An 11,382-nucleotide genomic window follows, 5' to 3' on the forward strand; every position below is an offset into this window, starting at 1 on the left:
ATAACCGAACCGAACGAGGAGTGGCAAGTGATAGGCGTTAAGGCAGACTCGCTCCCTGAACCCTTGCGGGGGAACCCGGTGGCGCAGATCGCCATGATCGTGCCTGACCTGGAATCGGCCGTTGCACTGTGGAGCGGCATTCTCGGCCGAGACGATTGGTCGATCTACACGTATGGGCCCGACAACGTTCCGGAGTTGAGCTACCGAGGTGAGGAAGGGCGATTCGGCATGCGCTTGGCGTTTGTCGGTGCCGGTCCCCAAATCGAGCTGATCGAACTGCTCGAAGGCCCCAGCTCGTACCACGAATGGCATTCGCGTCATGGTTTCGGATTGCACCACCTGGGTTTTGTCGTCCCGTCGATCAAGGACGCGATGATCGAAATGGCGCAATACGACGTCGATTTGATTCAGTCGGGGTACGGCTATGGGGCGAACGGGGACGGAGGTTTTGCGTACTACGACACTCAGGATTCGGTCGGCGCAATCGTCGAACTCATCGAGATCCCATCGACCCGACGACCATCCGAGGTTATGTAGACGCGGCGTCGATGAGCGCGGTATAGACACGCTCCGGTTCTTCGGCAATGCGATTGAGCACGTACAGCCACCACTGTGTTCCGAAGATGACGTATTCGCGTGTGGTGAACCCCGCTGCTCGGAGTGCGTCCAGTTGCTCGGTACCGAGGCCGAGCAGCATCTCGAACTCGACATGGCTCTGTTCCAAGGCCCAACCATGTTCTGCGCGTAATGCTTCGAGGATGTCGCGGTCATGCGTCGCGATGGAAACCTGGTGACCCGAGTCGACGATCCGGGCTGCGTAGTCGAGATACGCCCCGCGCAGTTCGGCACTGCCGCGCGGGTAGGCGACGGATTCGGCTTCGAGGAAGGCGCCCTTCACGAGACGGATGCGACCGGGTCGGTCCAGCAGAGCGGCGAGATCCTTTGCGGTCCGGTGCAGTCGGGCCTGAACGGTGATCCCCACGTGAGTGAAACGCTCGGCCAGTCGCGCATGCATGTCGAGGACCAGGTCGGTGCGATCGGACGCTTCGGCGGAAATGATCAGTTCGGCACCTGCGTGTTCCGTGGCCTCGGCCAGGCGCACGACATTGCGAAAGCACTGCTCCGGATCGATCACCAAGCCGATGTGTGAGAGGTCGAACGACACGGTGCTGTCGACACCCGACGTGCCGATCCGTTCCGCCAGTTCCACGAAAACATCGGTTTCGGCGTTCGCGAGCTCGGGATCCCGGACGCTCTCGCCGGTGTATTCGATGCTCGCCTTGTGCCCTCGGGCGAAGATCGAGGGAAGACGATCGAAGGCGTCGTCGATGGTTTCGCCGCCGATGTAGCGAGCGGCCACTTTCCGTGCGAGTGCTGCCGTTGCAGCGTCCGCCATGGTGCGTTCTTTCAGGGATTCGTCGAGTGCGAGGCGGCGTAGGACGTCGGCGGCCTGGGCTTGTAGATCCATGTTCACGGATTCAGCGTATCCGGATGAGGGGCGGGAATTATTCTCCGAACCCTTGCTTTCGATCTATTGTCGATATATCGTCGATACGTCAAACAAACACCGACAGTCCAGGAGGACAACATGTACGCCCCACACAACAACCCAGAAATGCAAGAACGTCGCGAGCACGGCCGTCGAGGTCCGCATCGTGGACATGGTTTCCGTCGAGGATTCGAGGGAGAGCGCCCCGAGGGTCGCTTCGAAGATCGAGCAGATGGACGTCCTGAAGGACGCCCTGAAGGCCGACGTGGTCGCCAAGGTCAGCGTGAATTCGGTCGACCCGACCAGCGCGGACACGGCCGCCCTCACTTCGGTGAAGCCGGCGCAACTCTCCGCCCCGCGATGGGTCTACTCCGAGGTGCCGCCGTCGCGGTAGCCGCAGGTGGGACCGCTGAGCAGGTAGCCAAGGCAGAGGCAATTCTCGCCGAAGCACGCCGGGCATTGTTCGAGATGCTGGCGGAAAAGCCCGCTGACGTGCAGCCGGCCGACAAAGAGCCGGCTGACGCAGAAGCTACAGTCGCAGAATCTGCCGACACGCTGCCGGCAGAGTGATCACGGGGCTCAGGCGCCGACGGTGACTTCTTCGCTGTTCATGCCGGAAACGTGGCCGTCGACGCCCTCTCGCCAGTACCCGACAACATTGTGCTTGTCGCGAGCGATTCCTCGAACTTCCCTCAGATGCTTACGAATACGACGGCTGGTTGCGCTTTCGCACGCCACCCAGGCGTAGACGTCGGCCGATTCGGATTCGGGAAACTCGACCTTCTCCACAGCCTCGAACAGCGCGCTCGGCGCCTTTCCGAGACCACTCCCCACGAGCCACGTGTACGTGACGTCGCCGCGAGTGACGAATTCCTGTCGATCCTCTTCGGTTTCGACCTCGATGATCGCCTGTGCGACATCGCCCTCTCGAAGTTCTTCGACAATCCTGCCCAGTCCGGGGAGACCCGTGGCGTCTGCGACCAGCAGCTGCCAACGAGGACCCGCCGGTGCTTGGTAATGGGAACGCGAACTGTCCGACCAGAAGACGCCTAGTAGGTGACCTGGTTCGGCCCGCAGGGCCCAATCCGCTGCAATACCGCCAGGGTGCACGACGAAGTCGATGTCCAGACGTCGGCCGCCGTCGTGCACCTTGCGCACGGTGTAGTGCCGCCACGGTGGCTCGGTTCCGAGATCGGCCTTGCCGTAGTCGGGATTGTTGAAGTAGTCGTATTCTGCTTCTGTTTCACCGGGTTTCGGGAACGCGATGTCGATGCGCTCGTCGCCCTGTCCGCCGGTCGGCCAGTGCCAGTCACCTTCTGCTTCGATGCTGATTCGCCGCATGTGCGGGGTCAGTGACGTGACGGTGACAACGCGGGCGGGTTCGCAGAAAGACATTCCTCGACCCTATTGGTCCTGCGTGTCGAAGTGGAGACAGATGCTGTCGCAAGACGGACATCGAGTGCAGCTGAAAACGCCAGCGTATGCCCCGAGGCATGGTTTCTCCCCGGTGCATACGCTGGCATTTTCAGTTATGCCCGTTCAGGCGGCAGTCGGTGGGCTGTTCCCGCCGATCGGCTGCTGATACGGGTCGATCGACATCGGCGGATAAAACACCGACTTCCGATCCGGGCCGATCTCCACTCTCCATTCCGTGTGGTGCAACGTCCGGTGATGATGACCACACAACAAGATCAGATTATCGAGATCCGTTGGGCCACCATCATTCCAGTGAACAATATGGTGAGCATCGCACCACCCCGACGGCGTCCCGCACCCCGGGAACGCGCACCCACCATCCCGAACTGTCAACGCCCGCCGCTGCGGCACCGTCGCGGTTCTCGCTTCCTTGCCGCAGTCGAGCGGAACACCATTCTCGTCCAACAAGATCCGGGTGACCGTGCAGTCGCAGTCCAGCATCCGTGCAGTGTCGATACTGATCGGGCCCACCCAATCCGTCCACGCGAACCCCAGTTCCTCAGTGGACGGCAAGAGACCTTTCAGAGCTTTGAGGTCTGTCATGTCTTTGGCGCTGGCGGTGACCGTGATGTGCGGTTTCACCCCACCTTCGATCGGACCCAACCCCGCCCGCTCGTACCGCCGCAACAACTCGCAAAACCCGTCCGCACGCCGTAATGCCGGAGTGCGGGTGTCTTTGACGCCGTCCTTCTCCGGTGTCGGAGCGGACAGGCTCGACAACAACGTGATCAGACGGGCCCCGTTCACCGCATCCAAGTCACCCTTCACTGTGACCCGCCCGTAAAGGCCTTTCGAGGCGTAGAACTCGTTACGCTCAGAGTCTTCCCCGACCGGGACCCCGTCCTCGCGTGTGCCGTACTGCTTCTCGATCCGCCGAATCGCCGCCCGCACCGCATCACAATCCGCGATGTTCTTCGACGCCAACGACAGCAAAATCCCCCGGGCCTTGTCTACATCGGCCGGGGTCATGTTCTTGGGTGGGTGCTGACAAAACGACGCCACCTGCCGGGCCTTCAACGCATCCACGTCACCGCGATGAAACGCATCGCCCACCACGGGTTCGAGCATCAGCAACCGCGCCAACCCGACCAGCAGACTGCACTCACCGATCTCCAAATTCGTCGACGCGTGCAACCACTGCGCGATCGCCCGAAAACCCTTCCCGCCGAGAACCTCCCGGGAAAACATCTCCACGATCAGCAACACCATCCGCGACTGCAACTCGTGCCGGGCGCGCACCAGATCCAGAACCTCACTCTTGAGGTCCTCACCATCCAGCTGCCATGCTTCCCGACTGTCCATGAAGCAATCATATCCGAACAGAGTTTCGAACACAAGAGAATTGCAAGCGAAAATTACTGCTGTCCAGCTACTTTCGACAATTCGGACAAACGTCAGATCGAACCCAGCTCCCGCGCACGAGCTACCGCCGACGTCCGCGACTTCACGCCCAACTTGCCGAAGATGTGGACCAGATGCGATTTGACCGTGGTCTCGCTCAGGAACAGTTCTTTACCGATCTCGCGGTTGGAGCGTCCTGCCGCCACCAACTTCAGCACTTCGATTTCCCTTGGGCTGAGGCTGGTTTCGGGTTTGCGTACCCGCGTCATGAGCTTCGACGCGATGGCGGGGGAGAGAACGCTGTCCCCGCTTGCGGCGGCGCGGACGGCCGACAGCAGCTCGACCGGTGGAGTGTCCTTGAGCAGATAGCCGCTGGCTCCGGCTTCGACGGCGCTCAAGATGTCCGCGTCCGTGTCGTAGTTGGTCACGACGAGTACGTGCGGCGGATTCGGCAGCGCGCATACCGCGCGGGTGGCGTCGACCCCCGTCTTGCCTGGCCCGAACCGCAGGTCCATGAGCACGAGGTCGACCGGCGTGGTGGCACAGAAGGCTATGGCTTCCTCGGCGGTCCCTGCTTCGCCGACAACCTCGATGTCGGATTCGCTTTCGAGCAGCGCTCGTAGCCCGGCGCGCACGATCGCGTGATCGTCGGCGAGCAGCAGGCGGATCACTGTTCACCGGTTTCGAGGGGAAACGTCACCGCGACGGCGGTGTGTCCCGGCTCGGACTCGATGGAGAACGTTCCGCCCTGCAGCTCGACGCGTCGTCGAATTGCGTTGAGGCCAAAAGATTCTGCCGGTCCACGTTCGAGAACTCTCACGTCGAAGCCGCGGCCGTTGTCGACCACGTCGAGGCTGACTGTGTTGTCGGAATAGGTCAGTGTCACAGCCATTCTGGTTGCATTTGCATGGCGGAGAACATTGGACACCGCACCCTGCGCGATGCGCACCAGTGTTGCTTCGAGGGGCATCGGCAGCCGGATTGCCTCACCTTCGACCACGGAGCGCGCTTCCAGTTCAGGACTACTCGCGCGTTCGCAGATTCGACGAAGCGCATCGGCGAGCGATTGACCGTCCAGGGCCGCGGGTGTCAATTCGGCTATGAGTTGGCGGGTTTCGGCAAGACTGTCCGCAGCGGTTTCCCGTGCGAGGCTGATCTGACGGATGGCCGGGCTCTCCGGATCGGCGCGTTCGGCAGCGTGAAGGAGCATCTGGATGCTCGAAAGTCCTTGGGCCACGGTGTCGTGAATCTCCGCCGCGAGTCTTTCGCGTTCCGCGAATTTTCCGGCATCGCGAGACGTCGACGCCAATTCTTCACGGGTGTTCATCAATTCGTCGATGAGACGACCGCGCTCGGCTGCCTCGCGGTACAGCGCTTGATAGCCGAGACCGATGGCAACCGCCACGGCGGCGCCGATGATCGGGCCGACGGCGCCGGCGATCGTCCATCCACGGTGCAGCCCGGTGCCGATCACGGCGACAGCTGTTGCCGCGGTGACGGCTAGCAGGCTCCAGGGGCGTCGCAGAATATGGAGATAGAGGAAGAAAAGTCCGAACGCGAGGTAGGCGGCGTCGGCGGATACCGCCATCGTCGCGATCCAGACGAGGGTCAGCACCGATAACCACCAGCGGGCAGCGTTGCCGCGCAGCCTTTTGGCAACTCCGAACAGATAGACGGCAACAAAGATCACGGCCAACGCGGTGATTGTCGCGGTCAGGTCGGATTCGTCGATCAGCGCTCGAAGAAACACCACACCGGCCAGCGCCATGACAAGGACATGCAGGCCCAGTTGTAAGCCGGCGAAGACGGGCGTGAGCGGAGATCGGTGCATCTCGCCCAGCTTAGCGAGGTTCGGACCTGGTTCATCCATCAAAAGTTGTAAACCGGGATGGTTCTTTCGAGCGCTGGAATGTCGATCCGAGGTGCGATGGAAAGAGTCTGCATCCGCGAGAGCGTAGAGGCAAGCACAGGAAAGGAATTCACAGTGTTTGTCGCAATGAGGGACTTACGGGCAGCGCGAGGTCGTTTCGCGCTGATCTCCGTCGTGGTTCTGTTGGTTGCACTTCTGGTCAGTTTTCTCAGTGGGTTGACTGCAGGACTTCGCCATCAGAACGTGTCGGCCATCGAGGCCATGAATGCCGACACGGTGGTGTTTGCCGACACCGGAGCTGGGGCGTCGTTCGACGAGTCGGCGCTCACGCAGGACCAGGTCAACGCCTGGGCCGGCGCTGCGAAGGACGTCGATCCCGTCGGAATCGGCCGCGGCAAGGCAGGATTGGCCGACGGAAATCAGAAGTCGGTTGCCCTGTTCGGTGCTGACGGCGGTTTCGGTGACGTAACGCCGTCGGCATCAGGCACGGTGGTGTTGAGCGAAGGTGCCGCCCGCGATCTGGGGGCGGGCGCCGGCGACCAGGTGAGCGTCGGTACGCAGCAGTTCACCGTCAGTGACGTTCGCGGCGACGACTGGTACAGCCATTCGCCTGTCGTCTGGATGACGCTCGATGACTGGCAGGCGGCCAATCCACGCGGCGGAGTTGCGACAGTACTGGCTGTCACCGGAGCCTCCGACGCTTCCGCAACGGACAAGTCAGCCGCGACGACGTCGACGACGGTCAGCGGTTCGCTCGACGCGATCGGTTCGTACAAGTCGGAAAACGGGTCGTTGACCCTGATGACGCTCATGTTGTTCGCGATCTCGGCCCTGGTGATCGGTGCGTTCTTCACGGTGTGGACGATCCAGCGAACCCCGGACATCGCGACGTTGAAAGCGCTCGGCGCAACCACCGGTTCTCTGGTGCGCGACGCACTGGGTCAGGCCCTCATCGTCCTGATTGCCGGCGTCACCGTCGGAATCGGGCTGACGGCCGTGGCCGGCTCGCTGATCGGTGACGCCATGCCGTTTGTCCTGGACGCATCCACCACCGTCGTACCTGCCGTGGCATTGATCGGACTCGGTCTGCTCGGCGCGGCCTTTGCACTTCGATTCCTCTCGACCACCGATCCACTCACAGCATTGGGGAGCGCACGATGACCATGACAACCGGCACCACAGTTCTCGACATCCAGAACGTCGATCTGACGTTTCCGGACGGGCAATCGCGGGTGACGGCGCTGGACGACGTGTCTCTGCGGCTGCACCGCGGCGAGATCGCCGCGATCACCGGACCTTCGGGTTCGGGCAAGTCCAGCCTGTTGGCGGTGGCGTCGACCCTGATCCGTCCGGATTCCGGGCACGTCTATCTCCGGACGCCGGAAGGCAGCACCGACATTGCGGCGCTGAGTCGGCGGGCGGCGTCGGAACTGCGACGCTCGTCGATCGGGATCGTCTTCCAGCAGTCCAATCTCGTGTCGTCGCTGACGGCTCTGGAACAGCTCGAGGTGATGGCGCATCTTGGGCAGTCCGTGTTCACCTCGCGGGCCCGTCGCACAGACGTGAAATCAAAAGCGATGGATTTGCTGGACGCTGTCGGGCTCGCGGATCAGAGCGGAAAACGGCCGTCCCAGCTGTCGGGCGGACAGCGACAGCGGGTCAATCTCGCGCGGGCATTGATGAACGATCCGCAGCTGCTGGTGGTGGACGAGCCCACCAGTGCGCTCGATCAGGAGCGCGGTGCCGCTGTCATGGATCTGATCATCGGGGTGGTGCGGGAACACGAGGCGGCAACCCTTCTCGTGACACACGACCGAAGTCACCTGTCTCGGATGGATACTGTCTATCGTGTTGTTGACGGTTCCTTGGCGGAGGATCAGGAGGCGCTCGCGGCGTGACTCAGGCGGGCACGATTCGGGCATTCGTCACTGCATCCGGGCGGGAAGTCAACCCGCGATTTGCTGGGCAGTTAGACTGTTGTCGACTCGGGCAACTTGAGAGGACGTGTTATGGAACGCCGCCGCAACGTTGCGCAGCCGCCACAATCGCCGATCGCGGATCTGGAGCAGATGCCTGCCCTGATTCTCCTCGACAGGCTTCCAGTGCCGGTCATGGCCGTTCACCGCGACGGCAGCATCGTTTTTGCCAATCCGTCCTTCGCTGACATGCTGGGATATCCCAAGAAGGCCGTCTCGGCGTTGCGTTTGCAGGACATCCTCTACGACAAGGATGCCGACGACGTCAGTGCCGAGCAGGCTCATCGTGAACTGAGTTCGGAGCCGGGCTCGGTCAAGGAGTTCGTGCACTCGGACAGCACGTTGGTGCGGGCGACGGTCAGTCAGTCGCTGCTCCGACGGGACGACGACACGATCACGCTTGCCGTCCTCCACGATCTGACGGAGCGCCTGTGGAACAACCCGCGGCACATCGACGACAAGCCCACCAAGTAGACCCGGTTATTTTCGGGATTTGACCGTCCGGTCCAGGCCGAGGGTTGCAGCAAGGGTGTTGACCACCCATTCTTCGTACTGTTGGCCGGTCCAACCTGCGCTGACCACGAGGTCGGTGTACGTCTCGGGGCTGAGTAGCGTGAGTGCCACGTTGACGGCTGTTTCGAGGTCGACGGTCGGTGCTTTTTCGACGATGCCCACCATCAGATGTTCCTGAACCGTGCGTCGTTGAGTGCGGTTGATTTGCCACAACCGGGCGGCGTCCTCGTCCGCGGAAGCAGCGGCCCGCAGGGCCAACAGGATGTCCGCGGTGCGCTCAAGAATGAGCCGTCCGTGGTGAACCTGAATCCGGAGTTGCCCGAGTGGATGTGGGGCGCCGAGCGCTGCCGCCACCCACGGACGGTCGAGAGTGGCCGTCTTTTCCTCGTCGCCCGCAACGGCCACGTCGAGCAGTGCTGACAGCACGCTCGGCTTGTTGCCGAACACGAAATAGACACTCTGCACCGACACGCCCGCCGCCGCGGCGAGCTGCTTGATCGTGGCGGCCGCGTAGCCTGGATCGACAAAAACTTCGCGCGCTGCCTCGATGATCTTGCGCCGCGCCGACGTGTCTTCCCGAAGTACCTCAGTCATGATTAGAGTTTAACTCTAGAGTCGAACTCTAGCGACTCGGGAGGCGAAATAATGACGAAGGTTCTGGTACTCGGTGGCTACGGTGCCGTCGGGGTTCCCCTGATGAAACAACTCGCGAAGGTCCCCGAAATCTCCGCGTACTCCGCCGGGCGCGATCGTGCTCGCGCTGACGTCGTCGTTGATCTTAAAGAGCCCGGCGCGTATTCGGCTGTGGTTCGAGATTTCGATGTCGTGGTGAATGCCTCGGGTTTCGAGGACCTTCGCCTGGCAGAAGAAGCGGTACGCAGTGGGGCGGCATTCGTCGACGTCACGGCGACCTCGAGCTACTGCGAAGAACTGGAAGCGGTCAACGGACCCGTCCTGATGGGCGTCGGGTTGGCACCCGGATTGACCAGTGTCCTTGCCGCCGAGGCGCATCGACTCGGCGACGGACCCGTGGACATCGTGATCGGCCTCGGCGGTGGAGAACTGCACGGACCGGCCGCGACGGCGTGGACGTACGGGATGTTGGGCACGAGGTTTCCCGATCCCGACGGGCGATCGATCCGGAACTACACCGGAATGAAGAGCTTTCGAATGCCGGCCGATGCGACCGGCTACCGCACCGGCCCTGCTGTGCGGGCCGATTTTTCGGACCAACATGCCCTGACGCGCGACCTTGGCGTACCGGTGCGGGCGTACCTGCGATTGGACACGTCCACCGCGACGCTTGGGCTTGCCGCCATGACGTGGGCGCCCGCTCTCCAGAAGGTAGTGCCGAAGAAGCTGTGGGGTTCCGACCGTTGGGTCGCGATGGCCCGAGCGGATACGGGCCCGGCACTGTGGGTTTCGGGGCGTGGCCAGTCGGCCGCGACGGCAGCAATCGCCGCGCGCGCAGTGCAGGTGCTTGAAGGCGCCGCGATTTCGAAGCCGACGTGGTTTCACTCGCTGGAGACCGCCGAGTCGTTGCAAGCTGCGGTTCCCGAACTGTCGGTGCGGCAATGGGTGGGTGCGAACAGCGAACGGTAATCCACCGTCGTGCCACCAGTTCGAGTCCGAAGTCTTCCGATTCCGGAAGTTCGCCCACCCGATCGAGACTGTAGGCAGGCCGTCAGAACGCCCCGGTTCGACGTCGAGGGCGCGGGAGTTGCCGACTGTGATCTATGGTTTCAGTTGCAGCCCAACATAGTTCAAATCAGCATGATCCAAATGACTTGATACTCGACCCTGTCGAGTCACTCGGATCGGCTCCCGCGTTTCAGTGAGGAAGAACGGAGTGGTGGTCGAACGCACGTCGAACTCAATCGCGCTGATCCCGCTCGAATTCACCTGTAGAAAGGCTCATCATGAGTACACCGTCCGCCGATACACGCCGGGTCGCTCTGGTCACCGGAGCCGCATCGGGAATCGGTAAGGCCACCGTCGAACTGTTCGCCTCGCGTGGGCATGCCGTGGTAGCCGTCGACGTCTCCGAACGTGGGCTGGAATCTCTGAATCGACTCGACGGCGTGGTCACGGTAGTCGGTAGTGTCACCGAGGAGCAGGTCAACAAGGCGGCTGTCGATGCCGCACTCGAACACTTCGGCCGACTCGACACTGCCGTCCTCAATGCCGGGACCGGAGGCACACCTCCGCTCGAGTCTCCCCGTGCCGTCGAGAATGCCGACCGCATCATCGGCGTCAATCTTCGGGGTCCCATTCACGGACTGCGGGCCGCGATTCCGGCCCTACGCGCAAGCCAGGGCTCTGCCGTCTTCACCGCGTCCGTCGCCGGTCTGCGGGGTGATCCCGGTAACTGGGCCTACAACGCCACCAAAGGCGCTCTCGTGAATCTGGTGCGCGCCTTCGCAATCGACTACGCCGGGGTCGGCGTTCGGATCAACGCCCTCGCGCCGGGTCTGACCCGGACCGGGATCACTGCGAACGTCACTTCCGATCCGACACTGCTGGCGGCAATCGAACGACGAATTCCTCTGGGCCGATTCGCCGAACCTCTCGAGCAGGCGGAGGCGATCTGGTTCCTCGCGTCCCCCGCGGCGAGCTACATCACCGGCACGACGCTCGTCGTCGACGGGGGTCTCGACGCCAATCTCGGCATCCTTCCGTTGCCGGAACCGTAAGCCCACGCCATCACGGCCTGAACG

14 protein-coding genes are annotated in these 11,382 nt (G+C 62.4%); 8 read left to right on the plus strand and 6 right to left on the minus strand.

What is annotated here, in order from left to right; genetic code table 11:
* Positions 1-27 precede the first annotated feature (27 nt).
* Positions 28-537 carry a VOC family protein gene (locus I7X09_RS13570; RefSeq protein ID WP_166810315.1) on the plus strand — a complete coding sequence of 170 codons (510 nt, stop codon included), beginning with the start codon at positions 28-30 and terminating at the stop codon, positions 535-537.
* Here the strand turns inward: I7X09_RS13570 and I7X09_RS13575 are convergent.
* Positions 530-1,468 carry a proline dehydrogenase family protein gene (locus tag I7X09_RS13575; protein ID WP_234036953.1) on the minus strand — a complete coding sequence of 313 codons (939 nt, stop codon included), beginning with the start codon at positions 1,466-1,468 and terminating at the stop codon, positions 530-532. The two genes, I7X09_RS13570 and I7X09_RS13575, sit on opposite strands and share 8 nt — an antisense overlap.
* A 193-nt stretch (positions 1,469-1,661) precedes the next feature.
* Here I7X09_RS13575 and I7X09_RS13580 point away from each other — a divergent pair, with 193 nt between their 5' ends.
* Positions 1,662-1,883, plus strand: coding sequence for a hypothetical protein (locus tag I7X09_RS13580; protein ID WP_200317820.1), 222 nt, complete (start codon positions 1,662-1,664; stop codon positions 1,881-1,883).
* The gene (locus I7X09_RS13585; protein ID WP_166810263.1) at positions 1,850-2,059 is read left to right on the plus strand and encodes a hypothetical protein; all 210 of its coding nucleotides are present in this window, start codon (positions 1,850-1,852) and stop codon (positions 2,057-2,059) included. The genes I7X09_RS13580 and I7X09_RS13585 overlap by 34 nt, the downstream gene beginning before the upstream one ends.
* A gap of 9 nt (positions 2,060-2,068) precedes the next feature.
* Here the strand turns inward: I7X09_RS13585 and I7X09_RS13590 are convergent, their stop codons facing one another.
* The 4 genes from I7X09_RS13590 to I7X09_RS13605 all read right to left on the minus strand — a co-directional run bounded on the left by I7X09_RS13590 (position 2,069) and on the right by I7X09_RS13605 (position 6,176).
* Positions 2,069-2,884 (minus strand): siderophore-interacting protein, encoded by an 816-nt coding sequence (locus I7X09_RS13590; RefSeq protein WP_095969390.1) that lies wholly within the window; start codon positions 2,882-2,884, stop codon positions 2,069-2,071.
* Positions 2,885-3,028: 144 nt separating this feature from the next.
* Positions 3,029-4,267: an HNH endonuclease signature motif containing protein gene (locus tag I7X09_RS13595; protein ID WP_200317284.1), complete on the minus strand. Its 1,239-nt coding sequence runs from the start codon at positions 4,265-4,267 to the stop codon at positions 3,029-3,031.
* Between the two features lie 92 nt (positions 4,268-4,359).
* Positions 4,360-4,977 carry a response regulator gene (locus I7X09_RS13600; RefSeq protein WP_019746299.1) on the minus strand — a complete coding sequence of 206 codons (618 nt, stop codon included), beginning with the start codon at positions 4,975-4,977 and terminating at the stop codon, positions 4,360-4,362.
* Complete coding sequence (locus tag I7X09_RS13605; protein WP_200317286.1) at positions 4,974-6,176, minus strand: sensor histidine kinase; 1,203 nt, start codon at positions 6,174-6,176, stop codon at positions 4,974-4,976. Before I7X09_RS13605 ends, I7X09_RS13600 begins: the two co-directional genes overlap by 4 nt.
* A gap of 114 nt (positions 6,177-6,290) precedes the next feature.
* Between I7X09_RS13605 and I7X09_RS13610 the strand changes: the two genes are divergently transcribed.
* The 3 genes from I7X09_RS13610 to I7X09_RS13620 all read left to right on the plus strand — a co-directional run bounded on the left by I7X09_RS13610 (position 6,291) and on the right by I7X09_RS13620 (position 8,626).
* Complete coding sequence (locus I7X09_RS13610; RefSeq protein ID WP_185564480.1) at positions 6,291-7,337, plus strand: ABC transporter permease; 1,047 nt, start codon at positions 6,291-6,293, stop codon at positions 7,335-7,337.
* Positions 7,338-7,339: 2 nt separating this feature from the next.
* Positions 7,340-8,074 (plus strand): ABC transporter ATP-binding protein, encoded by a 735-nt coding sequence (locus I7X09_RS13615; RefSeq protein WP_442800599.1) that lies wholly within the window; start codon positions 7,340-7,342, stop codon positions 8,072-8,074.
* Between the two features lie 111 nt (positions 8,075-8,185).
* On the plus strand, positions 8,186-8,626 hold the full coding sequence (locus I7X09_RS13620) for a PAS domain S-box protein (RefSeq protein ID WP_003943598.1): 441 nt from the start codon (positions 8,186-8,188) through the stop codon (positions 8,624-8,626).
* A gap of 6 nt (positions 8,627-8,632) precedes the next feature.
* Here the strand turns inward: I7X09_RS13620 and I7X09_RS13625 are convergent, their stop codons facing one another.
* A complete protein-coding gene (locus tag I7X09_RS13625) occupies positions 8,633-9,259 on the minus strand; it encodes a TetR/AcrR family transcriptional regulator (protein WP_200317290.1) in 627 nt (208 codons plus the stop codon).
* Positions 9,260-9,310: 51 nt separating this feature from the next.
* Here I7X09_RS13625 and I7X09_RS13630 point away from each other — a divergent pair, with 51 nt between their 5' ends.
* Together I7X09_RS13630 and I7X09_RS13635 are read left to right on the plus strand one after the other, a co-directional pair.
* On the plus strand, positions 9,311-10,267 hold the full coding sequence (locus I7X09_RS13630) for a sugar nucleotide-binding protein (RefSeq protein WP_200317292.1): 957 nt from the start codon (positions 9,311-9,313) through the stop codon (positions 10,265-10,267).
* A gap of 317 nt (positions 10,268-10,584) precedes the next feature.
* A complete protein-coding gene (locus I7X09_RS13635; RefSeq protein WP_200317294.1) occupies positions 10,585-11,358 on the plus strand; it encodes an SDR family NAD(P)-dependent oxidoreductase in 774 nt (257 codons plus the stop codon).
* Positions 11,359-11,382 lie beyond the last annotated feature (24 nt).

It is taken from the genome of Rhodococcus sp. P-2 (assembly GCF_016598535.1).
Lineage (GTDB): Bacteria > Actinomycetota > Actinomycetes > Mycobacteriales > Mycobacteriaceae > Rhodococcus_F > Rhodococcus_F baikonurensis.